This window comes from Tianweitania sediminis, assembly GCF_017813335.1.
Taxonomy (GTDB): Bacteria; Pseudomonadota; Alphaproteobacteria; order Rhizobiales; family Rhizobiaceae; genus Tianweitania; species Tianweitania sediminis.
In genome coordinates this window covers 367,007-390,919 of record NZ_JAGIYY010000003.1, presented here as the reverse complement: position 1 = coordinate 390,919, position 23,913 = coordinate 367,007, and the positions used below count along the sequence as shown (strand labels likewise).

Sequence of the window (23,913 nt, the reverse complement as noted above, 5' to 3'; positions counted from 1 at the left end):
GCCTGCGCAAAAATGTAGGGAGTGCGGCATCACCCATATCGAGCCGGGCTGCGTAATCGACGGCGAGCTGCTGTGTTGGGCCGACGAGGATCTGTGTTCGCACTGCCAAGACTGTCTGCAGAAGAGAATGGAGGCTGATGCCGCACGCTATCGCTTCCTGCGCGATCGTCAAACGCGCCAGGTCGATATCGCGGTGGGCGGCATCTTCGCTGGGCGCGTGCCTGAAAACACGATCCTTGGCGGCGAGGATCTCGACCGTGCCATAGATGCCGAACTTGGCGTGAACGTTCCGCACGAGGCGACGCTGGAAAGCAGGCTCGCCGACTGCCTGGCGGAATGCATTGATCAGCCGCTCCTGGAGGGAGGCTCTGCGGAGTTTTCATCGCCTATCCAGATCCGCCTTGGCTTCTTCAGGCCGGAGATCTCAGAGCGTGCCGCTGCCTTGCTGGAGGAGGCCGGACGATGATCGTTGCGGCCCGCAGGGACTTCGATATTGAACGTCTAAGCCGCAGCGAGTTGATGACCTATGCTGAGGAACTAGAAGCGCAGGTTGAGGCTCTCGCTTCGGCAGCCCGCCCAGATCGACCACTACATCTCAATCGAGTGCTTCGCCTGACACCGAGCGAGATGCGGATCTTGATGGCTCTAGCCGACGGAAAGCCGCGCAGCAAAGAAGCTCTTCTCAAAGCACTATACTGGGATCGACCTGACGATAACTGGCCGCAGCCGAAGAATGTAGACGTTCACGTTTGCCACACTCGACAAAAGGTCCAGGGCTGCGGCATCGATATCCGGACCATCCATAGCCTTGGCTACCAGCTCACAGGCGTCGAAGCGCTTGCGAAGGTGCTTGCCGGCGGCAAGCCTGAGTTCTCCGGATTGAGGAGAGATCAGCGATGACCTCCCATCGATCCAGATCCGGCAACCGCCTCGGCACCCGCTGGCGCGGCAAACTTCCTATTCCGCAGCACAGCCATCCGCTCGTTCGCTTCCTGTTTGAGGAGGCGAACCGGCAGATGACCACTGTGACGGAGATCGCTGAGCGCTCGGGTCACCGGCGCTGCACGGTTTCCGATTGGCGCTATCGCCGGCAGCCGGGAGTCGCTGACCTTGATGCCGCTCTCAACGTCATTGGCTTCGAGCTCGTCGCTCGGCCGAAGAAGGATCCTCAACCATGAGCGCACTTGCCGCCATCCATGTCGCCAAGAAGCAGCTCGGCCTGGACGAGGATACGTTCCGAGCGGTGTGCGTGAGAGTTACCGGCAAGAGCTCCACCCGCGAGATGAACGACAATCAGCGGAATCGGCTGATCGAGGAGTTCCGCCGGCAGGGCTTTCAGACGGCCTCAAAGGGGTCGCGAAAGCGGCTTGAGGGCAAGTTCGCGCCGAAGCTGCAGGCGCTCTGGATCGCCGCCTGGAACCTCGGCATCGTTCGCGATCGCTCGGACGATGCCCTGGTCAGCTTCGTGAAACGGCAGACGGGCATCGACCACGTTCGCTTCGTTCGCGATGCCGAGGACGCCATCAAGGCGATCGAGGCGCTGAAGCGATGGATGGAACGGGAAGCCGGCGTCGACTGGTCGGCGGACAAGCAACGGCATCCCATCTTCAACGATGATCGGTTTCGCGTGGCCTGGGCGCAGTTCCGGAAGATCGTGCCTGGCGCGACCCTCATGGGCAACGGCCCCGCGTTCCTCAGGCTGGTCAAGGAACTGACGGGCCACGAGTTCACCACGATCTTCGACCTCCATCCCGAGCCCGATATGAGCGGTGGAGAGATCGCATATGTCGGGGGATTGCCACCCGCCGACTGGCTGAAGCTCATGAATGCGCTTGGCGAGCGCATCCGCCGGCAGCAAGGAGGCGAGCGCCGTGGTCGCGTATAGCTTCGCACCGTTCTTCGCGCAGGCGGTCGCGGCGCTCACTAAGCGGCAGACCATCCGCGCTCCCCGCAAGCGTCATGCACGTCCCGGCGAGCCGATCCAGCTCTACGCCGGCATGCGGACGCGCCACTGCACCAAGCTCCTGGACAAGGATCCGCTTTGCGTGGCGGTGCGGCCGATCGAGATCTCGACGTCGGAACTCCTGGACGCAGGAATCGCATCGATCACGATCGGCGATTGGGTGCTCGACGCCCGCGAGATTGAGGCGCTCGCCCAGCTCGACGGCTTTGCGCCAGCAGACTTCAACCAAGCCGCAGGAACGCATCACAGCACCGCCCGCGCAAACATGGGCGCGTTCTGGCTCAAGCATCACGGCGTCGGCCGCTTCGAGGGCGTGCTGATTGAATGGAGGCCCTCCTGATGACCCGTCGCAAAGTCGGCCGCGTGAAAATCGCCTTCGAGAAGCTCGAGCAAATCGCGGCCGACAGGATCGAACAACACCCGCTCTTTCGAATGAGCGACGGCTGGACCCTTTCCCGAAAGTCTTCGGTCACGCGATGCAAGGACGGCAGCCTCACCCTGAGCCTCATCTGGAAGGCGAACGGCGGAAAGTCCCAGCTCATGGAGACTATCCGGGGCATTCGGCCGGGTGAGCAATGACCTCGCCGGCCAAGATCCCGCTGGTCGGCCAGATCGCCGAGGTGCGCCGCGAGCTGGCGCTTCGTCGCAGTGTCTATCCCGGTCTCATCAGCCGGGGGAAAATGCGTGAGGCCGAAGCAGAGCTCTGCACGAAGAGAATGGAGGCGGTTCTCGCCACCCTGCATTGGTGCCAGGAGAACGAAACTGACATTCGCGCCTACGTGGCCGCCAAGCGCGCCGGCGATGGCGCACCATGAGCAGCTGGCCCTTTGATACGCTCCGGCCGCTGAAGTACGGCGTGATCCTGGCGGATCCGCCCTGGTCCTATGAGATGCGTTCGGACAAGGGCTATGGGAAGTCGCCCGAAGCGCACTACGACACCATGAGTGAAGCCGAGATCTCGGCTCTGCCGGTGGGGCATCTTGCTTCCCGCGATTGCCTGCTCTTCCTGTGGTCAACCTGGCCGCATCTGCCGATCGCGCTGCGCGTCATGCAGGCGTGGGGCTTTACCTACAAAACAGGTGGCGCCTGGCTGAAACGAGGCAGCCAGGGCGGCGTAGCTTTCGGCACCGGGTACATCTTCCGCTCCGCCACAGAGCCGTTCCTGATCGGCACCATCGGCGAGCCGGCGCTTCGATCGAAGTCCGTGCGCAACTTGATCGACTCGCTGCGGCGGGAACATTCCCGCAAGCCGCCGGAAGCCCGGCAGATGATCGACCAGCTCCTGCCGGATGTCTTCGGCTGCGAACTCTTCGCCCGCGAGGCTTGGCCTGGTCGCGAGGTTTGGGGCAACCAGAGCGGTCGCTTCACGGCGGAGGCGGCTGAGTGATCCTCATGGCGCGCCGATCTCACCCACCACAGCTGCCGCTCCTGAACTGGAGCCTGCAGGGTGAGATCACGCGCCTGCAGTCACAGCGCGAGGACCTCGTGGGCCGCATTTCGCGGCTGAAGCGGTTTTCCCATCGGCGTGTTGAGCTTGAAGCCCGCTTGCGGATTGCCACGGCTCGGCAGCTGGAGCTGGAGCGCGAGATCGGGGAACAGTCGTGACCGAGCAGCACGATCCCGATCGCGCCTGGCTGTCGCCGCTGCTGAACCGCATCGCCGATGTGGCGGGCGTTCGCGCGGCGCTTCTCCTGGGGAACGAGAAGGCGTGCCAAACCATCTACATTCCGCAGAGGGTCAACAACGAGCATTGGCTCCCGAAGCTCATCGGCATGGAAGCTGCGAGGAAGTTGGCGGCAGACTTCGGTGGCATGAAGATCGTCATTCCACCCGCTTTAGTTGGCGAGAAACGACGCCGACAGCGAGCCATTGCCGAGATGACACGCAAAGGCTACTCAATCAGCAGCACTGCCTCCAGCCTTGGGGTCGCTCGTTCCACGGTGAATGAGCATCGCCGACGCTTGAAGGAGCCGGATGGCGATCGGGATGACGACGAACAGGGCACTCTGTTCTAGGCAACCGAAAACGGGCTCCGCTCCCTTAATCCCACTTACGCGACAACCGGCACGGGCCGAAATCGGCCCCTTCATCTGTGTGCCGAGAGCCGTTCATGCCCAACCGCAAGAAAACCACCCTCGGCGTCATCCACGTCACGGCGACGCCGCCCGGCTGGAGCGGCGGCGTTTCCGGACTGCGCAAGATCCATATGGCGCAAGGATGGTCCGACATCGGTTACAATGCCGTTCTTGGGCAATCCGGGCACGTTTACGTCGGCCGCGGCTACGATGCCGTGGGGGCCCACGTTGCCGGCTTCAATTCGATCGCGCTTGGCCTCGCCATGATCGGCGGCGTTGACGCCCAGGGCCGCCCCGACTTCGAGACTGTCCGTCATCTCCTCCCGGCTCTGGCAAGTGCCATGAGCTTCTTCGACAAGCGCTACCCCGGTATTCGCTGGTGCGGCCACCGCGATCTGTCGCCTGACCGAAACGGCAACGGCATCATCGAGCCCTTTGAACATCTGAAGGCCTGCCCCGTGTTTGACGTGATCCCGTGGGCGGAATCAAAAGGCTTTGCCGTCGCAGACATCCGAGGGACATGGAAGCCGGTCGTTCTCGAAGCAGGAACGGCACCTGTTCTCGAAGGCCCCGATACGCGTGACGCTTATCTGCAGCGTCTGCTGACGCGCGCCGGCTTTGTGCTCGGCCCGATCGACGGGATCATCGGCGAGAAGACAAAGGCCGCGACCCGCGCCTTCCAATCGAGCGTCGGCTTGAAACAGACCGGCACTCTCGACGCCACCACGGTTGCCCGCCTGCGCGGGCTCTTCGAAGTCAATCAGGCCGCTTGAGGCCGTTACCAGGAGCTCTGCAATGCGCTTTCTACGAAGCTTGTTTTTCGCAGCTGCGTCATGTTTGATCTTGCTCGCTGCCATCATCGTCGAGCCCACGTTAGCGCTGGCGCAGACGGTCGATCCCGGTGGAAGCATCGACCTCGGCCCGACTGTTGTTGCCACTCTCTCCTGGCTGGCGCCGATCCTGTTCGCGGTCCTGATGGCACTTGCCGTTTGGTTGCTGACGAAGGTCACCGGCTGGCTGGGTCTCAAGACCAATGCGCTGCAGCGCGACGTGGTCGAGCAGGGCTTGGCTCGAGCAATCGGCTACGCGATCTCCAAGCTGGGCGACCGGGCGGCCGGCGGCATCCCGATCTACGTTAAAAGCCAGGCGATCGAGATCGCGGCCGAGTATGCCTTGAAGGCCATTCCCGGTGCTTTGAAGCACTTTGAAAAGACCCGTGACGATCTGGCGGACATGATTGAGGCGCGGCTTGATGGCGTGCTCATCGACCCCGAGCGGGAAGCGACATCGCCGGCCATCGGCGTAAACGGCGTCTCCACCGCGTCGATCGGCCCCTGACCGGCTGATGTCCTATGTCAGCAATGCGGCGCTCGAGCTCGCGGACTTCCGAGCCGAAGAAGAGCGCCGCATTTTCGTCGAGAGGGCTCAGGCCCAGGTCCGGACGCAAGGCACAATTGAGTGCCAAGACTGCATGCTGCCGATCGACGATGAGCGCCGCGGGGCCGCGCCCTTCGCCCGGCGCTGCATCGACTGTCAGCGGATCCACGAAAAGGCACTGAGACGGAAATGCGCGTGACTGGAATGCGGAAGAAGATCTTGCACGCGCTTGGCGACGTGCTTGGCCGGGATCTTGCCCGGCCAATCGAGCTTACGAGCCTCGTGATGCTGTTGGGCTGGCTCCAGTTCCTGGTGACCAAGCCGGAAATCTTCTCGCTCCCGCGCTACGCGTCCTTCAGCTCGCTGCCGCCTTATGGCTGGGCTTTGATCATCGCAGGCATCATTGCCGCCCAACTCGTCGCGCTGGGTCCTATCCGTGGATCGACGATGATCCGGTTCGTGGCCATGATGCTTGCCACGGGCATCTGGACAATCATCGCGATCTCCTTCTGGGCCGCGGACACCTCGCCGCTGACGGCAAGGAGTCACACGGCGTTCGCGCTCTCGATAATCGTTACGGCGGTTTACCTCGGGCTCAAGCGACAGGATTGACGCATGGACCCGTACATCAAGCTCATGGTCGACTATTCACCCGCCCTTGCAGCAGGAGTCGTGGGCACCGTGTTCGTCGTTGTTACGCTCCTCAAGCTGCTCGGCTTTTCCGGCATCGGAGACAAGTCGCAGCTGGTAGACAGCGGTAAGATGACCGTTGTGGCAACGGGCATCGAGACGGTCAAAAACCAGGTCACCGAGCTTGAGAAGCGGCTGAGCGCTGTGAACGAGATCGAGAAGCGGCTGGGCATAGTCGAGCTCGACCTCAAGAACCGACCGACGAAGGAAGATCATCACCGGCTGGAGCTTTCGTTCACGCGCCTTGAAGGTGAAGTGAAATCCGCGCTGATGACGATCCAGGCCAGCGCGGCCGCGATATCGCGCATCGAGGACTTCATGTACGCCGCGGCCGCACGCAAGGGGCAAGGAGGGCAGACATGATCTTCGAAGGCTACAACGACATGTACGACATGTCCGCCCGCCTTTGCATTCTGCGCCTTCTGGCCGAGCAACCGGACTATCGGATGACGGATTCCATGCTCGACGATCTGCTGGTCACCAGGTGGGCGATCAACCGCGGTCGCGCATATGTCCGAACCCAGCTTGCCTGGTTGGAAAACAGCGCCGGCGCCGTCCGCAACATCGAAGGTGCTGCTGGCTTCGTCAGCCAGCTTACGCAGGCCGGCGCCGATCACGTTCTGCGCCGCCACACACTGCCCGGCATCAAACGCCCCGGACCTGGCCACTAGCGCAAGGAGGAGACACATGAGCGACGGATTGAACGAGGAAGCCCGACTGGCGATCCTTGGCGAACTCAACAAGCAGTCGGACGGCCGGCTCAACGAGACGCTGCTCGATCGCGCTCTTGCGGTGCAGGGCTATTCCCGGAGCCGGGAGTGGCTGCGGACGCAGCTGCGCAAGCTCGAGGAGCTTGATGCCATCCACATCACCGTCGCCGGCGATCTTTTGATTGCAGGGATCACGCGCGCCGGTCTGGAGCACTATGAGAAGCGCTCGAACATCGACGGCATCGCTTCTCGGCCGCGCTGGAGCTGATCATGGCGGTTGGGCGCGGTCGACTTTCAGGGATCGAGATGCTGCCAGAAGCAGCCACGCCCATCATTGCGTGGGCGAACGAGCAGCTGCGCGATCGCGAACGGACCCAGCTCGAAATCTACCAGGACTTCTATGCGAAGCTCGAGGAGCTGCGGCGCAACCACCATGGCGAGCTGGATTTCTCCATCCCGTCGTTTTCGGCGTTCAACCGGTACAGCATCAAGCTGGCGACCTTGTCGCGCCGGCTGGACGAAACGCGCGAGATCTCCGCGACGCTCGCAGAGAAGTTTGATGCCAAGTCGTCCGACGATCTCACCGTCATTGCTGCCGAGGCGATCAAGACGCTCGTGTTTGAAGTGATCACGGCCGCGGGTGAAAGCGGCGTCGATCCCAAAGGCGCCATGAACCTGGCCAACGCGCTGCGCGCGGCCGCTCAAGCGCAGGGTCTCTCCACCATCCGCCGATCGCGCGTCGAGAAAGAGTTCGGCGAGAAGGTTCAGGACGCCGTCGAGACGGTACAGAAAGCCGGGGTCCCGGTTGATGCGGACACGGTGCTCGCACTCATCCGCAAAGCCTATCGTGGGGAAACCTGACGATGGGCACTCCGATCCTTTTCCCCTACCAGCGCCGCTGGTTCGACGATCGCTCCCGCTTCAAGCTGGGCAAGTTCGCTCGTCAAACCGGCAAGACGTTCACCACCACGCTGGAATGCGTCGATGAAAGCTTCGAACATGTCGTGAAGCAGGCCCGCACCAGGTGGGTCATCCTGTCGCGCGGCGAGCGCCAGGCCCGTGAAGCGATCGAAGAGGGCGTGAAGATCCACGCCAACGCATACGGCCTGACCTTCGATGCCTACGAGGCGGATTATGATATCGGCGCCGTGAGCTACAAGGCGCTTGAAGTGGCGTTCCCGCACGGCTCCAAGATCACGGCCCTGCCTGCGAACCCCGATACGGCACGCGGCTTTTCCTCCAACGTTTTCCTGGACGAGTTTGCCTTCCACAAGGATTCCGGTGCGATCTGGAAGGCGCTGTTTCCTGTGATTTCAGCGGGCTGGAAGCTGCGCGTTACATCGACCCCGAACGGCAAGAGCGGCAAGTTCTACGAGATCGACACGGCCGACGATGACACCTGGTCTCGGCACTCCGTCGACATCTACCAGGCCGTCGCCGATGGTCTGCCTCGTGATATCGACGAGCTGCGCGCCGGCCTGGCCGATGAGGATGCCTGGGCTCAGGAGTATGAGCTGCAGTACCTGGACGAGGCGAGCGCATGGCTCACCTATGAGCTGATCACGTCCTGCGAGGATCCGCGTGCTGGAGATCCGGAGGGCTACGAGGGCGGCGTCTGCTTCATCGGCGTCGATATCGGCCGCCGCAACGACCTCTTCGTCATCCAGGTGCTGGAACAAGTCGGCGACGTCCTTTGGGATCGTGAGCGCATTGAGTTGAAGCGCAAAACCTTCGCCGAACAGGACGAGGCGCTGGACGATGTCATGCAGCGGTACCGGGTCGGCCGCGGCTGCATGGATCAAACCGGCATGGGCGAAAAGCCGGTGGAGGATGCCCAGCGCCGCTACGGCGCTTCGCGCATCGAGGGTGTGCTGTTCACCGGGCCGAACAAGCTCGTCATGGCGACCGCCGGGAAAGAGCGCTTCGAGGATCGCACCATCCGCATTCGTGAAGGGGACGTCCCGCTGCGCAGTGATTTGCACAAGCTTCGCAAGGTCGCCTCGGCAACCGGTGCGCCCCGCTTCGTTGCCGAGCGGGATGACGATCACGCCGACCGAACCTGGGCCATGTTTCTTGCCGTCAATGCCGCCGGCGGCGCGCAACATGAATATGGCTACCAACGCGCACCGCGCGCCCGCACTAAATTCGACGAGGGCGCAGGTGGCGGCGGCCTGCGGATGCGCCCGCCTGAAGATCGGCCGAGCGGCCGACGAGATCGGGGGATCTTCTGATGCCACTGCTCGACGCTTATGGCCGGCCGATCGACATTCGCGCCCTGAAGCAGGAGCAGGCAGCGCCCACGTCGGCTGGCGTCCGGCGCCACGACGCGATGCATCCGGCAGCCGGCCTCACGCCTGGCCGACTGGCCCGCCTGCTCCGTGACTCGATCGAGGGAGATCCGGAGCAGTATTTGGCATTGGCCGAAGACATCGAGGAGCGCGACCAGCACTATGCCAGCGTACTCGGCACCCGGAAAATGCAGGTGTCGGGCTTGGAGATCACCGTTGATGCCGCTGGCGATGACGCCGCCGCAGTGAAGCACGCGGACCTCATTCGAGAGGTGATCGACCGCGATGCCTTCCAGGGAGAGCTGCGCGATGTGCTGGACGCCCTCGGAAAGGGTTTCTCGGCAACCGAGATCCTTTGGGACACGTCGGAAGGCCAGTGGCGGCCGCGCGAACTCAAGTGGCGGGATCCACGCTGGTTTATCTTCGACCGGATCGACGGGGAAACGCTGAAGCTGCGCGAAGGCGGCGAAGGCGTTCCTCTGAAGCCCTTCGGCTGGATCGTTCATCACGCAAAGGCAAAGAGCGGGTTGCCGATCCGCGGCGGTCTGGCGCGGGGTGCCGCGTGGGCTTTCATGTTCAAGGCCTACACGGTCAAGGATTGGGCGATCTTCTGCGAGGCTTATGGGCAGCCGCTGCGGCTGGGGAAGTTCGATCCGGGCGCATCCGAGCGCGACAAGGAGGTGCTCCTGGAGGCGGTCACCAGTATCGGCGTCGATTATGCGGCCATCATCCCTCAGGCGATGACGGTCGAGTTCGTGGAAGCGAAGATCTCCGGAAACCACGAGCTCTATGAAAAGCGCGCGGACTGGCTCGATCGACAGATCTCCAAGCTGGTGCTGGGCCAGACGGCGACCACCGACGCGATCGCCGGCGGCCATGCGGTCGGCAAGACACATGACAAGGTGCGCGAGGACATCGAGGCCGCCGACGCGCAGCAGCTCGCCGCAACGTTGAACCGCGACCTGGCGCGGCCGCTCGTGGATCTGAACTTCGGCAAGCAGAAGCTTTACCCGCGCATCAGGATCCGCAGGCCGATCGACCTCGACACCTTCATGGGCCACGTCGACAAGTTCGTTCGCTTGGGTGGCAGGGTCGGCGTTTCCGTTGTTCGGGACAAGATCGGGCTGCCGGATCCAGGTGCCGATGATGAGCTGCTCGGCACGCCGGCAAAAGCCGCTGATCCGGGAAAGGACAAGAAGCCGGCACAGGCAGGCAAGCATGAGGCCTTCAGCACCGTTGGCGGGAACGAGGGAGCCGATACGATCGATGACGCGGTCGACGAGGCTCTTTCCGATTGGGAGCCGTTGATTGCGCCGCTCACGGCTGGCTTGGCTGACCGTCTCGCGGAGGCGACCTCGATTGAGGAGGCGCGTGAGGTCCTGGCGGAGCGCTTTGCCGACATGGATGTGACGGCCATCGCCGACCTGCTTGCAAGGGCGAGCTTCGCCGCGCGCCTGGCTGGTGAAACGGATCAGCCGCTGGCCGACTGATGGCAACCGTCGTCGAGCCGCTCCCACCACAGGACGCGATCCGCGCGCTGGAACGCCGCGGCCTGAAACTGGACCCAAGTTTCTCCTGGCAGGACGTCTGGCAGGAAGAGCATGCCGCGATGTTCACCGTGGCTAAGTCAGCAGGCTTCGATGTGCTGGGCGACATTCACGCCGCTCTTGAAGCCGCCTTGAAGGAAGGGCGAACCTTCCGTGATTTCGCCAAAGACCTGACGCCAGTTCTCCAGGCGAAGGGCTGGTGGGGCCGGCAGCTGGTCACGGATCCGGCGACAGGTGAAGCGGTACCGGCGCAGCTCGGCAGCCCGCGCCGCCTGCAGACCATCTTCGATGCGAACATGCGGGTCTCCTATGCCGAGGGGCATTGGGCGAGTTTTGAACGCAACAAGAAGGCCCGGCCCTTCCTGCGCTACGTCGCGCTCCTGGATGACCGCACGCGGCCGGCCCATCGCGCGCGACACAACCTGGTGCTGCCGGTCGATCATCCCTATTGGGACCGCTGGGCACCGCCATGCGGCTGGAACTGCCGCTGCACCCTGCAGAGCCTGTCTCAGCGAGACATTGATCGCCTGCAGCGTGAAGGCGAGGCGCTGACCTTTGATCCGCCGGCCGACACGATGCGCTCCTTCGTCAACAAGCGGACCGGCGAGATCTCGCGCATTCCGGACGGGATTGATCCGGGCTGGGCGCACAATGCCGGCAAGGCGGGGGTGACGGCCTCGGCCAACAGCGCCTTTGCCGCCAGGCCGATCGCCTCGCCGCCGGCGCTTGCTCGCGCCGCCATTGAGGAGACGATCGCCTCCGAGCGGTTCGGCCGGTTCCTTGACGAACCCGAAGGCGAGCTGCCGATCGCCCTTTTGCCAACAGAAGTGGGCGCATCCACCAGTTCGCAAGCCGGCGTGGTGCTGTTGTCGGCCGAGACGATGCGCAAGCAGCTGCAGCGCCATCCGGATCTCACCAGGTCTGATTACGCCGTGATCCCGTCGCTGGTGGAGAATGCGTCTCTGATCATCCAGGCGGGCGCCGATACGCTTTTCTTGGTCAGGCAGGGAGGCCGCTGGCGATACGCCGCGCTGAAGACGACGGAGAATGGGCTTGCTGCCTATCTCACGGCCTACCGCTTCATGGACCATGCCGAAGTGGAACAGCTGCTCGGCCGCGAGGGCGTGATCATCCTGAGGGACCGTCGTCGATGACCAGCCGAACACGGAGCGCGAACTTATCGGAAAGCTTCAAGCCGTACCTTTTCGAGTACCGGCATCAGGGCGCGGATTGGGGCATAGAGATCCTCGCCACATCGCCCGCTGATGCGCAGGAGCGTCTGAAGGCTCTTGCCTGGGCTCGATACAAAGGCGAGACCGTTGCGAAGATCAAAGTTCCAGGCGGCGGCGCGCTTTCATTCCTTCGTCGCCTGATTGTTGGCCGATAGGGTAGATCCCTTTGTGGGGCCTCAGAACGCGCCGGACGCACGCGGAGGGTCCGATGGACGCCCGAATTGAATTGCGCGCGTCCACGGGCTTTGAAAGCGCTTCAAATTCGGACCTGCGCGTGTATGGATAGGCCCGCGGGCGATTTGCCCCCACCTTTCCCAACCAAATAGCGACCGGGGGCCGAATTCGGCCTGCCGACTTGATGCGGTCGACGCGGCTAGATCAGCCGCATGTCCAAAGCCGCCGCTACAACCCTTGCCACCTTTGCCGCGCCGCTCGCGCTGCTTTCGGCCGCCGATGCTGCGGACGGCTCCTGGGTGCAGCTTTGCCCGGCCGGCACCTTTTCGGCGCGTGACGGTCGCGGCCCGTTCGACGCCGGCCACGGCGAAACCCTCCAGGCCATCGTCCAGCGCACGCTCTCCATCGCCGGTTCCACCGAGCTGGTGATCGACTACGACCATCAGTCGGTGTTCGGCGCGAAGGATGGCGTTGGCGGAACCGCCAAGGCAGCGGGCTGGATCAAGGAGCTTCAGGTCCGCGCGGACGGCATTTGGGGTCGCGTCGAGTGGACGGCGGCTGCGGCGGAGGCGATCCGAGGGCTTGAGTACCGCTACCTGAGCCCCGTGCTGATCCACTCCAAGAGTACCGGCAAGGTGCTCGCAATCCGAATGGCAGCGCTCACCAACACGCCGGCGCTCGATCTGGCGCAGGTCGCCGCGAGCTCCGACCTCTCATTTTCCGACCTGTCCCCAGAGGGAGAACCCATGGACAACATCCTCCAAGCCCTTGGCCTCGCCGCGGGCAGCACCGAAGCGGAAGCGCTTTCGGTGATCAACAAGCTGCAGACGACGGTTGCCGCGGTGGCGCTTGCCGCCGGCACCGACGCCGAAGCTGGTTCCGACGCGATCGTGGCGGCCTTCAACGCCAAGGCGACCGCTGCGCCCGATCCCTCGAAGTACGTGCCGCTGTCTGCGGTGACCGAGCTTCGGAACACGGTCACCCAGCTCCAGCAGGCTTTGTCGGCCGACAAGGCGCAGACGGCCGTCGACCAGGCCGTTGCTTCCGGCAAGCTGGCGCCAGCCCTGAAGGATTGGGGCCTGGATCTCGCCAAGAAGGATATCGCCGCCTTCAACGCCTTCACCTCGGGTGCTCCGGTCCTCACGGATCCGCAGCTCAAGCCGACGCCTCAGCGTCAGGCCGGCGATCCGGTTCCGCTCGACGAAAGTCAGCGCGAAGCGGTTGCGGCGCTCGGCATCAGCGCGGCCGACTACGCGAAAACCCTCGCCGCCGAGGCGGCTTCATCGGAGACCTTCTGACATGGCCGCGTTGAGCAAGGGACGCAACACGCCGGAGCGTGAAGCCGGCATGACCGAGCTGCCGGTGAAAGCAGCCACCAAGATTTACGCCGGCGGCCTGACGGCCGTTGATGCAAATGGCCTCGCGGTCCCGATGAGCACGTCGACCACGTTGCGCGGCGTCGGCCGAGCCGAAGCCGACTTCGACAATTCGGCCGGCGCCAATGGCGATATCCGCGCCCGCATCGGTCGCGGCATCTACCGCTATGCCAACTCGGCCGCCACCGACGCCATCACGGCCGCCGATATCGGCGACGACTGCTACGGCGTCGATGACCAGACCGTGGCCAAGACGAACGGGACCAACACCCGTTCGGTGGCCGGCAAGATCCACGACGTGGACGCCCAGGGCGTCTGGGTCAATTTCGGCTGAGGAACCCATGAAGATCACTTCCGGCTCTCTCAACGCGCTGCGCGTTGGCTTCAAGACGAACTTTCAGGGCGGCCTCAGCCAGGCCGCCTCGCAATATGCACGCGTCGCGACGGTGGTGCCGTCCAGCACCCGCGAAGAGCGTTATGGCTGGTTGAGCAAGCTGCCGAACATCCGCGAGTGGATTGGCGATCGCGTGATCCAGAACGTTTCCGAGGCGGATTACTCGATCCGCAACAAGTCGTTCGAAATGACCATCGCCGTGGAACGCGACGATATCCGCGATGACACGCTCGGGACCTACGCGCCGCTCTTCACCGAAATGGGCATGTCGGTTGCGGCCTTCCCGGATCAGCTCGTTTGGCCGCTCCTGAAGAACGGCTTCACAACCAAGTGCTACGATGGCCAGTTCTTCTTCGATACCGATCACCCGGTGCTCGATGAGAACGGCAATGAGATCTCTGTTTCGAACTCCGGCGGCGGCTCGGGTGAAGGCTGGTACCTGCTTTGCACGAAGCGGGCGATCAAGCCGATCATCTACCAGGAGCGCGAGAAGTTCGACTTTGTCGCGTTGGACAGCCCGGACGATCCGAACGTCTTCAACAAGAAGCAGTTCGTTTACGGCGTCGAAGGCCGCGCCAATGCCGGCTTCGGCTTCTGGCAGTTCGCTTATGGCTCCAAGCAGACGTTGAACGAGGCGAACTACGCGGCCGCACGTGCGGCGATCACCGGCATGAAGGGCGACTACGGTCGCCCACTCGGCCTCGTTCCTGACCTTCTGGTGGTGCCACCGAGCCTCGAAGGCGCCGGCAAGGCTATCCTGCAGTCGCAGCTGGTGAACGGCGGCGAAAGCAACAAGTGGGCGGGCAGCGCCGAGCTGCTGATGACGCCCTGGCTGGCATAACAGCTTCCCCGTCACGCACCTCCTCCCGCGTGACTGGAAAGAACCCGCCGCACCTCCTCCCGCGGCGGGTCTTTCGCAAGGGGCTTACAAGCCCTTTCCGCAAGACCCGGAGACATGATCGATGGTCAAGGCCACGCGAACCACGAAAGCCAAGTCGACGACGCCGGCGCCCGCGCAAGCGGTCGAAGCCGCGCAGCCGATCGCAATCGAGATTGCCAACCCTGCCGGTGAAACAATCCGGTCGACGCAGGGCGGAGCAATGGAGCCTGCGTTGGTGACCGGTCAGTCGCCGGTAGGCGCAGGCTCCCCCCATCCCAATCCCGAAGCGAAAACCTCCGAGGACAACGGTCGGACCAGCGCCGCGGAAGGCGCCCCGATGGCGGGAGAGGCAAGTAGGCCTGATGCCGGGCGGTCGGCATCTGCAACGTCTGAGATCATGGACGCGACAGCCGGAGAGACGGCACCAATTCAGCCTGAACAGGCAACGGAGCAGCGAGAGAACGTCCCGTCTCAGGATGAGGTCCGGCCAGGGAGCACGAGCCTGGGGATCGAGCAACAGTCCGACACCTTGGGCGTGACGGCCGGGAGAGAACCGGCATTTCATCCTTCCTGGGCAGAGTTCGACGGCCTTGATTTAGCAACCCGTGAATTGCGCTTTCCGAACCTTTGGCGGGCGCTCGAAGGGTGGGCTGACAACGCACCGTTTTCAGAGCTGGCCTTTGGTCCTCATGTCAGGATCCAGGCTCGCATTGCGGGCTTCCGCCGTGCCGGCATGGCGCATGGCCTTGCGCCGGCGGAATACCCCGGCGCGACGTTCACACCCGACCAATTGGAAGCGCTTCTCGTCGAGCCGAACCTCGTTGTTGAACTGGTGACGGCGGCGACGACTGGAGCCGACCAGGCGTGACCTATGCTACCAAACAGGATCTGATCGACCGCTTCGGCTCCACCGAGCTCGAGCAGCTGACAGATCGTGTCAACCGGCCGCCATCGACGATCGATGACGTGACGCTGGAGCGGGCGCTGACTGACGCATCGGCGCTGGCCGACGGCTACCTGCGCAAGGTGGTTGCTCTCCCGCTACAGGATGTGCCGCCGGTGCTGGTGAAGAAGGTGGCCGACATCGCCCGCTACTACCTTCATGGCAAAGCGGCGGACAAAGAGGGTCCGGTCCTGCGCGCTTACAACGAAGCCGTTTCGTGGCTGAAGGATGTGGCTCGCGGCTTGATCGAGCTTTCGGGCCCCGCAGGCGGCGCAGATCCGCAGCCTGCCGGCGGCGGCCAGATCCGGACCTCGGCACCAAACCGCACCTTCACTCGCGACAGTCTCAGGGGAGCCTGATCGTGACCGGCATTTTCATCCGCATCGATGACGAGGCTGTCACCGGCCAGCTTCAGCGCCTGGAGGATGCTGCCGGCGATATGCAGCCGGCAATGGCGGCGATCGGCGCGGCCATGCTCCAGTCGACCCAGCGCCGCTTCGAGCGCGAGACCGGTCCGGACGGAAAGAAGTGGGCGCCGCTTCGGCCGCGCACAGCCGCTGCTCGCATCGGCCGTGGTCGCCGCGGTACCGCAAACATTCTTCGGGTGAGCACCCGGCTCTACCAGAGCCTGACCTTCGAAGCGTCCAACACAGAAGCACGCGTCGGCAGCAACGTCGTTTATGCCGCCATTCACCAGCTCGGCGGCGCCATCGACATGCCGGAGCGCCAGCAGACGATCCACCTTTCGACCGGCAAACGGAAGCGCTTCGTGCGCTCGGCCGCCAAGCGAAAGGAAAGCAGGGCGGTCACGATCGGCGCCCACCAGGTCCGGATGCCAGCGCGTCCATACCTCGGCATCGACCAGGCCGACCGCGATACGATCACCTCGATCGTCGCTGACCATTTCGCGGAGGCCGCACGATGAGCAGCCTGGTCGACGTCGTCATTGCTCGCCTCCGCGACACGAGCGGGTCTCCCTTTCGCCTGGTTGAGCCGATCGCCGAGCTTGCCGCACTGAAGGACGGCCCAAACACCACGCCGGCCGCTTTTGTCGTCATCCTCGAGGAAGTGGCTGGCGAGAGCGAGCGCCTCACCGGGCCCGTGCTTCAGCCCGTCGAAGTCGACCTCGGCGTCTACATCGTCACCAGCAATGTTTCCGATGCGACGGGTGGCGCGGCCGCCGGCGAGATCGACTCCCTGAAAGCCTGGGTGCGCCAGCAGATGATCGGGTTCGCGCCGAACGCCGAGCATGGCGAACCCTTCACCCTCATCGCTGGCAAGTTGGTGCGCGCCGCCAAGGGCTCGGTTTGGTGGGGCGAGACTTACGGCGTGACCACCTGGTTGGAGCAGCAAGCATGACGAAATCCCCGATCGAGCGGACAGGCGGCACGTATGAGCGCGCTTCCAAGACCGGCGAGCTGAAGCGCACATCGCCAGTCATGAAGGACGCGCCCGACGCATCGGCCGAGTCCCAAGCCCCCAAGCCGGCAGCCGTGCAGACCGCCGCCGCTTCATCCAAAAAGGACTGATCCATGGCCAAGCGTTTCTGGCGCAAGCTCGCCGCCCTGGCGAAGATCGAAACTACCTATGGGACGGATGCCGCTCCCACTGGCGCAGCCAACGCCATCCTCTTCCAGGACGTGAACTTCACGCCCTTGGAGGCCGCAGAAATTAGCCGCGACCTGCTGCTGCCGTATATGGGTCACCAGGGCATCATCCTGTCGGGGTATCTCGCACGCCTGGAAGGCTCGGTCGAGCTTGCCGGCGCCGGCGATGCCGGTACCGCGCCTGCCTATGGCTCGTTGCTCCGCGCTTGCGGGATGAGCCAGGTCATAACCGCCGGGACCGACGTCGAATACCAGCCGGTCTCCGATGGTTTTGAGGCGGTCACCTTCCACTACAATCGCGACGGTACCCGTCAGGCCATGCTCGGCTGCCGCGGCAGCTGGCGGACCGAGCTGACGCCACAGGGCATCCCGCGCTTGCGGTTCAACTTCCTCGGCCTGCACGGCACGCTCGTTGACGAGGCGCTGCCTGCTCTCACGCTGACCGGCTTCATCAAGCCTGTTCCCGTGAACAAGCAGAACTCGGTGTTCAGCCTGCACGGTGTCACCCTCCCGACGGAAAGCGTGACCATCGACCTCGGGAACGAGGTCTCGGCCCGCCAGCTCATCAACGAGGAAACCATCCAGATCGCGGATCGCCGGACCACCGGGTCGGCCGTGATGGAAGCGACGCAGTTGTCGGTGAAGAACTGGATAGCGACGGCGAAGGCTCACGAGACCGGCGCCATGAGCTTCGTGCACGGGACCGAAGCTGGAAATATCTGTGAGTTTGCAGCTTTGAACGTCCAGATCGGCCGTCCAGGCGAAGGCCAGTCAACCGGGATCATGAACAACACCATTCCGATGATGTTCCTGCCGACGGCGGGCAATGACGAGCTCTCGCTGATCATCCGCTAAGCCCTGCGCGGACACTGACGTTGAGACGGCTTCGAAGCCGTTTCCAACCCGCTTCTAGAACTCCGGGAGAGCCATATGGCCGCAAAGTTCCGCCTTGTATCTGAGCACCTTTATTGGTGGCCCGTCGACGTCAGCATGCCCGACCCGGAAGCTGCCGGCAAACTCATGACAATGAAGTTCGAAGCGCGGTTCAAGGCGGTCCGTGAAAGCGTGCTTCGAGCGAAGGGTACCGAAATATCGCAGATCGACAATCCGAATGAGCGCGTGGCGCAGGAGGTCGAGCAGCTCCTGGATGTGATCACGGACTGGCGCGGTGTGGTCGACGAGAATGACGCTGCGGTCCCATTCACGAAGGACGCTCTCCGCGAAGCCATGGAGATGCAGTGGTTTAGGACCGCGGTTTTCCGGGCCTGGGGAGACAGCATGCGGACGGACGTGGCTCGAAGGGGAAACTGATCGCGGCCGCGCGCCATTGGGCATACGCGCGGTCCGGTCAAGTCGATCCTGAAGCCAGTGGGGGCCTTGATGAGGAGACCGCTGCGGACTTCGAGCTCCTCGGGGTCCAGGTCCCTCCCGACCAGGTCGCAAACAATGATGATGATGCCCTCGAGGTTTGGGACGTGAACTGGCGTAGCCTTACGGTCTTTCTCAACTGTGAGACGCAGTGGCGCATCATCGCCGCTGGAATGACCGGCGTCCTGATCTTCCTTGGCATCGACTACGCCTCCGCTCGACCGCTTCTTGAGCGCCGCCGTGGGCGCCTCGATTGCGCTGTCTTCGACGATCTGCGCGTGATGGAAAGGGCGGCTCTGCCTATCCTTAATGCCGCGCGAGGTGACGCATGAGCCTCAACCTCGCCCTGGTCATCGGCGGAAATGCCGAAGGTGCAAAGCGTGCGGCCGCCGAAACCCGCCAGGGCCTGCAGGACGTCGCCAACGCCAATGATGCTGTTGTCGCGTCCACCAACAGGGTAGCTGCAGCACAGCAGGTGGCAGCGAACCACGTTGCCACGATGGCGCGAAATGCTGAAACAATGGCGGAGCGCATCAACCGCTCTCTCAACATCGGCAGGGGCGCGGCGGCGATTGGCAGTCCCTTTGCCATGGATGCGGCCCGCGGCCGCGACATCGACGCGTTCGGCCGCCAGCTCGATAGTCTTCGAGCTAAGTACAATCCGCTGTTCAGCGTCATCCAGAACTACAAGGCGCAGCAAGCGGAGATCCGGCAGGCTCATTCTGTTGGCGCGATCTCGGTCAACGAAATGACTGCGGCGCTCGACCGGGAGCGCAGGGCCGCCTTGGACAACATCGCGGCGCTGAAAGGTCGGACCGCGGCGCTGCGGGAAACAGCGCGTGTCTCTGCTCAATCCACCCAGCCTGGCGGCGGTGCCGGCTTTAACTCGGCCAACATCAGCTACCAGCTCCAGGACATCGCAGTCACGACGCAGATGGGTCAGAGCCCGATTGCGATCGCTCTGCAGCAGGGCACACAGCTTAGCGCTCAGTTCAACGACATCGTGCGATCCGGCCAGCGCATCGGTCCGGCGATAGGCTCCGCATTTCTATCGATTCTCAACCCGATCTCACTGGTGACGATCGCGACGATCGGCGCCGGCGCGGCGCTGGTTCAGTACTTCATGGACACTGAAACCGAAGCCGACAAGGCTGAGGAAGCGCTACAGAAGCACCTCGAGATGATCGAGGGTGTGGCCCAAAAGTGGGGTGACGCCACGCCTGCGCTCCAGCGTTACGTGGAAGAGCTGCGCAAGGGCCGGGAGATCCAGGATCTCCTTGCGGCGACGGAAGAAGTTGCAGCCAAGAGCTACGAGCCTGCCCGTGAGCAGATTGCTGACATCCTGGGCATGTCCGCTCAGGCTCGCAGCGACCTTATGAGCGCCAATCGAGACGATGCGGCCGGCTTTCGCGGCATCGTCGAAGTCATGGAGGAGCTTGAGACAAGGATCAACAAGTCGACGGCCTCGACCGGTGATCTCGATGCAGCGATCAAGGTTCTGTCGGAAACAAACCAGCAGTTTGGCAGCACCGGCATTACCTCAATCAACGATCTGATCGAGGCTCTGCGCGAATATCGCGAAGAAGTTGGACGTGCCAGCGCCGACGCCGAGCGGTACCGCATCGATGCACAGATGCAGTTCGTGCCAACTTATGTCGATCCGAAAGTTCTTCAGAACAACCCTTACCAGACGATCCAGGAGCAGGAGGAGTTCGACCGCCGCTATCGTGAAAAGCTGGAAGCCGATCAGCGGATGGCCGATGCCTCATCGCGAGCTCTCTCTCAGAGCCGGCCCGGCAGCGACATCGAGCTCGGCGACTGGCGGGCGGAATTCGATGAGCGCCGCCGGGCCGAGGCCGAGCGCCTCAAACGGGATCGTGAGCGGGACCAGGCGCGCCAGGATCGCCTTTCAAAACCCTACGAAAGCATGCTGGGCAGTCAGCGGGAGCAGCTTGAGCTGCTGCGCGCCGAAGCGGGAATGCTCGGCCAAAGTCGAGAAGCCAGAGAGGCAGTTGTCGCCAGTCTGAAGCTGGAGCAGGAGATTCGGCAGCTTGGGATCCCGCTTTACGGCGAGGAAGCACAGGCGCTGCGGGCGAATGCCAACGAGATCATCGAACTGACACGCCAGCGTACTGAGGCTGTTCGTGAAGCCGCGAAAGCTGAACGCGATTGGGCTGAAAACCGGGACATAGCGAAAGGCTTCCTGACTGACTCGGCGGATGCGCTTCGGGAGGGCGCAAACCTGTGGGAGGCGCTTGCAGACGCGGCTGTGAACGCCCTTCAACGCATAGCGGACAAGATCCTCGATCAGGCCTTTGAGGGTCTGCTCGACATCATCATGCCCAATCCGCAAGGCTCTAAGAGCGGCGGCGGATCGTTCATCCCGACGATCGGCGGGTTTGCCGAACTGATCTTCGGCAAGTCAGGCGCTGGCGCTAACGACAACTATGCGCCAGGCGCGGTGACCCGTGCGCCGCTTGCTCCGATCGGCGCTGCTGCGGCCAGTGCAGCGCTTGCTCCTGCAGGCGGCGTCCAGAGCCAGGTGTGGAACTATTTCGCGGGCAAGGGGCTGGCGCCACATCAGATCGCCGGCATCATGGGCAACGTCGCCCAAGAGAGCCGCTTCAATCCGCTTGCGGTTGGCGACGGCGGGTATGCCCACGGCCTTTTTCAATGGAATGACCGTCGTGACAACCTGTTCAGCCACATCGGCGGCCGTGGCAACTTGGACGACGTTCAAGGCCAGCTCGACTTCGCGTGGAAGGAACTTCAAACCTCGGAGAGTGCCGCCTTCAAGCGGCTGATGAACGCCGGCGATGTCCGCGAGGCGACGGCTGCCTTCGGCGGCTTCGAGCGGCCGCGCGGCTGGTCGGCCGCCGATCCCGAAAACATGCACGGCTGGAGCAATCGCCTGTCGGCGGCCGAGGACGCCATGGCGCGTTTCGGGTCGAAGACGGAGTCGGCGACGTCGGCGATCGACACGATGACCACCGGCGCCACCTCGGCCGGCGAGGGGCTGGGGTCGCTGGGCAAGGGGCTCGACGAGTTCGGCAACAATCTTTCCAACGCGTTTCCGGCCGCACCCTCCGGAGGCGGAGGTGGCGGCTTCTTCGGCAAGCTTTTCGGCGGCGGAGGTGGCGGGCTGCCTTCCTTCAGCTTCATGAACTCGATCTCGCCCCTGGCTGCTAATCACATCATGAATGGTGGTTTCGGCCTTTTCGCCGACGGCACCGAAAGCGCGCCGCCCGGGTGGGCCTGGGTCGGTGAGGAAGGACCGGAGCTTCGAAAGCTGCGCGCCGGCGACGTCATCCGCTCCAACCCACGGTCCAGGGCAATGGTGGCCGAGCATGCGATCGGGCTAGCCGGTTTCGGCGGCGGCCGCGGCGCCGTCGGCGGTTCCGCGGCCGCAACTGTTCAAGCGGTGCACGTTACTGTCGGGGTCGACGTCGACGATGATGGAAACTTGCGCGCCTACGTGAAGAACGTGGCGCAGCAGGAGGGGCAGGCACAAGCAACTGCTGCCGTTTCCTCCTTTGCCGCCGACCTGCCGGATCACATTCAGGGCTACGAGAGGAACCGTCACCGTCGAGGTCCACGCGGATGACGAAGCCGCTCTCCTACCTCAACGATCGATTGAAGGTCTCCAGTGTCAGCTGGGACATCCAGCGCAACGACGAGTTTTCGGGCGTCGGAGAAGGCCGCTTCTGGCAGGCGGAGCTGGCGACGCCGCTTTGGGTTGGGACCATCCAGCTGGCGACCGAGCACTTTCACCTGGTCAAGCAGAACGCCGCTCTCATCCGCAGCCTTCACGGCGCCCAGGAGCCGTTCCTGCTTTGCGACCCACAGTCGGTTTATCCGCAGGCGGATCCAACCGGCGCCGTCCTGGGCGCTCGATCGGTGTCGGTCAACAGCGTCGGCTCCGATCGGCAGTCGCTTTCGCTAAAGGGCTTGGCCCCAAACTACCGCCTGACTATCGGCGACAAGATCCAGGTGACATTCGGCGATCGCTACGCCTTCCTGGAGTGCACGGCGACCGTCCAGGCGAGCTCGGGCGGCACCACGCCTTCCTTCGCGGTGTTTCCGCATGTTCCGGTGGGCGTGGTCGCCAACTCGGCCGTCGCCCTCATCAAGCCGGCGTGCCGCGTCGTCATTTATCCCGAGAGCCACAACCCGGGCACGGCCCGCCGGCACATGGGCTGGGATGCCGGCTTCAAAGTCATCCAGAAGCTTTGATCCCATGAAGAGCATCTCATCCGCCTTTCTTTCCGCACTCATCGCCGCCCGGGACACCGGCGTGGCGCCACGCTTCTTCGTCTGGTTCGAGGGCAAGAACCGTGCCTCCGGGTCGCTGGAAACGCTTGGATTGTGGTCGGGCGACTATGATGTGACGGTGAACGTCACCAGCGGCGTCACTGGCCAGCCTGTTGCCCGGCCGTATCTCGGCGCCGGCGCTCTGCTCGCCATCTCGCCCATCCGCCAGGTTTCGGACCTGACCATCCAAACCGTCACGGTCGATCTTAGCCAGATTGCACCCGCCGCCCAGGAGATCGTGCGCGGCTATGACGTGCGACTCGGAAAGATCGAGATCCACGAGATCACGCTTGATCCATCATCCCGCCAGCCGGTTGGAACGCCCGAGCTCGTTTTCATGGGAGAGATCGATGGTGCGCCGATCACCACGCCGGCCGCCGGCGGCGAGGGCTCGATCAAGATCCATGCAGCATCGGACGCGATCTCCATGCTGACGCGCAAGAACTATCAGAAGTCATCCTATGAGGCGCAGAAGCGCCGCGGCGGCGATGAGTGGGGCAAATATGGCGCTGTGGTCGCGAACTGGACGATCCCGTGGGGCCAGAAGGCATGACCCTGCAGCTCACCCGCATCGAGCTTTGGCGCGGCCCCTACAAGGCCGTTGTTGACGATCTGCGTCGCAAGCCGTTCGCCTGGGGCGAGAACGATTGCGGTCCTGCCCTCGTAGGGCGGATGGTCGAGGCGCTGACCGGCGTCGATATCGCTGCTCCCTATCGTGGTCGCTATGACAGCGCGGCCTCCGCCTACCGGCTGATGAAAGAAGATGGCTTCGACGATCTCGCCGACCTGGTCGACACGATCTTGCCGGCACGGCCGCGCGCTGAGGCTATCATCGGAGACATCGCCGCGGTGCCCGTCGACTCGCTGTTCCGGCATGCCCTGGGCGTCGTCAATGGTGAGCGCATCTTCGTGCTGACCGAAGCTGGCCTCGGCACTGTCGACCTGCTCGACGCCGATCAGATCTTCGCGGTCGGATAG

General features: G+C 63.6%; 37 protein-coding genes. All 37 read left to right on the top strand.

Annotation, left to right across the window (positions count from 1 at the left end; all coding sequences use genetic code 11):
• Window positions 1–127 precede the first annotated feature (127 nt).
• Complete coding sequence (locus tag J5Y06_RS12455) at window positions 128–466, top strand: hypothetical protein (protein WP_209335466.1); 339 nt, start codon at window positions 128–130, stop codon at window positions 464–466.
• Entirely contained in the window at window positions 463–900 is a 438-nt protein-coding gene (locus tag J5Y06_RS12450) for a helix-turn-helix domain-containing protein (protein WP_209335465.1), read from the top strand. The genes J5Y06_RS12455 and J5Y06_RS12450 overlap by 4 nt, the downstream gene beginning before the upstream one ends.
• Complete coding sequence (locus J5Y06_RS12445; RefSeq protein WP_209335464.1) at window positions 897–1,178, top strand: hypothetical protein; 282 nt, start codon at window positions 897–899, stop codon at window positions 1,176–1,178. The genes J5Y06_RS12450 and J5Y06_RS12445 overlap by 4 nt, the downstream gene beginning before the upstream one ends.
• Window positions 1,175–1,885, top strand: coding sequence for a gp16 family protein (locus J5Y06_RS12440; protein ID WP_209335463.1), 711 nt, complete (start codon window positions 1,175–1,177; stop codon window positions 1,883–1,885). The genes J5Y06_RS12445 and J5Y06_RS12440 overlap by 4 nt, the downstream gene beginning before the upstream one ends.
• On the top strand, window positions 1,872–2,303 hold the full coding sequence (locus tag J5Y06_RS12435) for an ASCH domain-containing protein (protein ID WP_209335462.1): 432 nt from the start codon (window positions 1,872–1,874) through the stop codon (window positions 2,301–2,303). The genes J5Y06_RS12440 and J5Y06_RS12435 overlap by 14 nt, the downstream gene beginning before the upstream one ends.
• A complete protein-coding gene (locus J5Y06_RS12430) occupies window positions 2,303–2,542 on the top strand; it encodes a hypothetical protein (RefSeq protein ID WP_209335461.1) in 240 nt (79 codons plus the stop codon). The genes J5Y06_RS12435 and J5Y06_RS12430 overlap by 1 nt, the downstream gene beginning before the upstream one ends.
• Window positions 2,539–2,778: a hypothetical protein gene (locus J5Y06_RS12425; protein WP_209335460.1), complete on the top strand. Its 240-nt coding sequence runs from the start codon at window positions 2,539–2,541 to the stop codon at window positions 2,776–2,778. The genes J5Y06_RS12430 and J5Y06_RS12425 overlap by 4 nt, the downstream gene beginning before the upstream one ends.
• Window positions 2,775–3,350, top strand: coding sequence for an MT-A70 family methyltransferase (locus J5Y06_RS12420; RefSeq protein ID WP_209335459.1), 576 nt, complete (start codon window positions 2,775–2,777; stop codon window positions 3,348–3,350). The genes J5Y06_RS12425 and J5Y06_RS12420 overlap by 4 nt, the downstream gene beginning before the upstream one ends.
• A 5-nt stretch (window positions 3,351–3,355) precedes the next feature.
• Window positions 3,356–3,568: a hypothetical protein gene (locus J5Y06_RS12415; RefSeq protein WP_209335458.1), complete on the top strand. Its 213-nt coding sequence runs from the start codon at window positions 3,356–3,358 to the stop codon at window positions 3,566–3,568.
• The gene (locus tag J5Y06_RS12410) at window positions 3,565–3,978 is read left to right on the top strand and encodes a helix-turn-helix domain-containing protein (protein ID WP_209335457.1); all 414 of its coding nucleotides are present in this window, start codon (window positions 3,565–3,567) and stop codon (window positions 3,976–3,978) included. Before J5Y06_RS12415 ends, J5Y06_RS12410 begins: the two co-directional genes overlap by 4 nt.
• Window positions 3,979–4,073: 95 nt before the next feature.
• A complete protein-coding gene (locus tag J5Y06_RS23075; RefSeq protein WP_245247795.1) occupies window positions 4,074–4,811 on the top strand; it encodes a peptidoglycan recognition protein family protein in 738 nt (245 codons plus the stop codon).
• A gap of 22 nt (window positions 4,812–4,833) precedes the next feature.
• Entirely contained in the window at window positions 4,834–5,376 is a 543-nt protein-coding gene (locus J5Y06_RS12400; protein WP_209335456.1) for a hypothetical protein, read from the top strand.
• 7 nt (window positions 5,377–5,383) lie between these two features.
• Window positions 5,384–5,614, top strand: coding sequence for a TraR/DksA C4-type zinc finger protein (locus J5Y06_RS23570; protein WP_209335455.1), 231 nt, complete (start codon window positions 5,384–5,386; stop codon window positions 5,612–5,614).
• Between the two features lie 5 nt (window positions 5,615–5,619).
• Window positions 5,620–6,027: a hypothetical protein gene (locus tag J5Y06_RS12390; protein WP_209335454.1), complete on the top strand. Its 408-nt coding sequence runs from the start codon at window positions 5,620–5,622 to the stop codon at window positions 6,025–6,027.
• Window positions 6,028–6,030: 3 nt separating this feature from the next.
• Entirely contained in the window at window positions 6,031–6,468 is a 438-nt protein-coding gene (locus tag J5Y06_RS12385) for a DUF2730 family protein (RefSeq protein WP_209335453.1), read from the top strand.
• Window positions 6,465–6,776: a VpaChn25_0724 family phage protein gene (locus tag J5Y06_RS12380; RefSeq protein ID WP_209335452.1), complete on the top strand. Its 312-nt coding sequence runs from the start codon at window positions 6,465–6,467 to the stop codon at window positions 6,774–6,776. The genes J5Y06_RS12385 and J5Y06_RS12380 overlap by 4 nt, the downstream gene beginning before the upstream one ends.
• Before the next feature lie 16 nt (window positions 6,777–6,792).
• Window positions 6,793–7,083 carry a VpaChn25_0724 family phage protein gene (locus tag J5Y06_RS12375; RefSeq protein ID WP_209335451.1) on the top strand — a complete coding sequence of 97 codons (291 nt, stop codon included), beginning with the start codon at window positions 6,793–6,795 and terminating at the stop codon, window positions 7,081–7,083.
• Between the two features lie 2 nt (window positions 7,084–7,085).
• Complete coding sequence (locus J5Y06_RS12370) at window positions 7,086–7,676, top strand: phage protein Gp27 family protein (protein WP_209335450.1); 591 nt, start codon at window positions 7,086–7,088, stop codon at window positions 7,674–7,676.
• Between the two features lie 2 nt (window positions 7,677–7,678).
• Window positions 7,679–9,046 carry a terminase large subunit domain-containing protein gene (locus J5Y06_RS12365; protein WP_209335449.1) on the top strand — a complete coding sequence of 456 codons (1,368 nt, stop codon included), beginning with the start codon at window positions 7,679–7,681 and terminating at the stop codon, window positions 9,044–9,046.
• Window positions 9,046–10,593 carry a DUF935 domain-containing protein gene (locus tag J5Y06_RS12360; RefSeq protein ID WP_245247794.1) on the top strand — a complete coding sequence of 516 codons (1,548 nt, stop codon included), beginning with the start codon at window positions 9,046–9,048 and terminating at the stop codon, window positions 10,591–10,593. Before J5Y06_RS12365 ends, J5Y06_RS12360 begins: the two co-directional genes overlap by 1 nt.
• Window positions 10,593–11,804 (top strand): phage head morphogenesis protein, encoded by a 1,212-nt coding sequence (locus tag J5Y06_RS12355; protein ID WP_209335448.1) that lies wholly within the window; start codon window positions 10,593–10,595, stop codon window positions 11,802–11,804. The genes J5Y06_RS12360 and J5Y06_RS12355 overlap by 1 nt, the downstream gene beginning before the upstream one ends.
• Entirely contained in the window at window positions 11,801–12,037 is a 237-nt protein-coding gene (locus J5Y06_RS12350) for a hypothetical protein (RefSeq protein ID WP_209335447.1), read from the top strand. The genes J5Y06_RS12355 and J5Y06_RS12350 overlap by 4 nt, the downstream gene beginning before the upstream one ends.
• Before the next feature lie 231 nt (window positions 12,038–12,268).
• Entirely contained in the window at window positions 12,269–13,354 is a 1,086-nt protein-coding gene (locus J5Y06_RS12345) for a phage protease (RefSeq protein WP_209335446.1), read from the top strand.
• A gap of 1 nt (window position 13,355) precedes the next feature.
• Window positions 13,356–13,766, top strand: coding sequence for a hypothetical protein (locus tag J5Y06_RS12340; RefSeq protein ID WP_209335445.1), 411 nt, complete (start codon window positions 13,356–13,358; stop codon window positions 13,764–13,766).
• Window positions 13,767–13,773: 7 nt separating this feature from the next.
• Entirely contained in the window at window positions 13,774–14,667 is an 894-nt protein-coding gene (locus tag J5Y06_RS12335) for a Mu-like prophage major head subunit gpT family protein (RefSeq protein WP_209335444.1), read from the top strand.
• A 121-nt stretch (window positions 14,668–14,788) separates the two neighbouring features.
• Window positions 14,789–15,574, top strand: coding sequence for an HI1506-related protein (locus J5Y06_RS12330; protein ID WP_209335443.1), 786 nt, complete (start codon window positions 14,789–14,791; stop codon window positions 15,572–15,574).
• The gene (locus tag J5Y06_RS12325; protein WP_209335442.1) at window positions 15,571–16,008 is read left to right on the top strand and encodes a gp436 family protein; all 438 of its coding nucleotides are present in this window, start codon (window positions 15,571–15,573) and stop codon (window positions 16,006–16,008) included. The genes J5Y06_RS12330 and J5Y06_RS12325 overlap by 4 nt, the downstream gene beginning before the upstream one ends.
• A 2-nt stretch (window positions 16,009–16,010) precedes the next feature.
• Entirely contained in the window at window positions 16,011–16,574 is a 564-nt protein-coding gene (locus tag J5Y06_RS12320; RefSeq protein ID WP_209335441.1) for a phage virion morphogenesis protein, read from the top strand.
• Entirely contained in the window at window positions 16,571–17,008 is a 438-nt protein-coding gene (locus tag J5Y06_RS12315) for a phage tail terminator protein (RefSeq protein WP_209335440.1), read from the top strand. Before J5Y06_RS12320 ends, J5Y06_RS12315 begins: the two co-directional genes overlap by 4 nt.
• On the top strand, window positions 17,005–17,178 hold the full coding sequence (locus J5Y06_RS12310; protein WP_209335439.1) for a hypothetical protein: 174 nt from the start codon (window positions 17,005–17,007) through the stop codon (window positions 17,176–17,178). Before J5Y06_RS12315 ends, J5Y06_RS12310 begins: the two co-directional genes overlap by 4 nt.
• Before the next feature lie 3 nt (window positions 17,179–17,181).
• Complete coding sequence (locus J5Y06_RS12305; protein ID WP_209335438.1) at window positions 17,182–18,111, top strand: phage tail tube protein; 930 nt, start codon at window positions 17,182–17,184, stop codon at window positions 18,109–18,111.
• A gap of 75 nt (window positions 18,112–18,186) precedes the next feature.
• The gene (locus J5Y06_RS12300; protein WP_209335437.1) at window positions 18,187–18,567 is read left to right on the top strand and encodes a hypothetical protein; all 381 of its coding nucleotides are present in this window, start codon (window positions 18,187–18,189) and stop codon (window positions 18,565–18,567) included.
• Entirely contained in the window at window positions 18,522–18,956 is a 435-nt protein-coding gene (locus tag J5Y06_RS23070; protein WP_342453424.1) for a DUF1799 domain-containing protein, read from the top strand. Before J5Y06_RS12300 ends, J5Y06_RS23070 begins: the two co-directional genes overlap by 46 nt.
• Entirely contained in the window at window positions 18,953–22,228 is a 3,276-nt protein-coding gene (locus J5Y06_RS12290; protein WP_209335435.1) for a phage tail tip lysozyme, read from the top strand. The genes J5Y06_RS23070 and J5Y06_RS12290 overlap by 4 nt, the downstream gene beginning before the upstream one ends.
• The gene (locus tag J5Y06_RS12285) at window positions 22,225–22,857 is read left to right on the top strand and encodes a hypothetical protein (RefSeq protein WP_209335434.1); all 633 of its coding nucleotides are present in this window, start codon (window positions 22,225–22,227) and stop codon (window positions 22,855–22,857) included. Before J5Y06_RS12290 ends, J5Y06_RS12285 begins: the two co-directional genes overlap by 4 nt.
• Window positions 22,858–22,861: 4 nt before the next feature.
• Window positions 22,862–23,488, top strand: coding sequence for a hypothetical protein (locus J5Y06_RS12280; RefSeq protein WP_209335433.1), 627 nt, complete (start codon window positions 22,862–22,864; stop codon window positions 23,486–23,488).
• The gene (locus J5Y06_RS12275) at window positions 23,485–23,913 is read left to right on the top strand and encodes a DUF6950 family protein (protein WP_209335432.1); all 429 of its coding nucleotides are present in this window, start codon (window positions 23,485–23,487) and stop codon (window positions 23,911–23,913) included. The genes J5Y06_RS12280 and J5Y06_RS12275 overlap by 4 nt, the downstream gene beginning before the upstream one ends.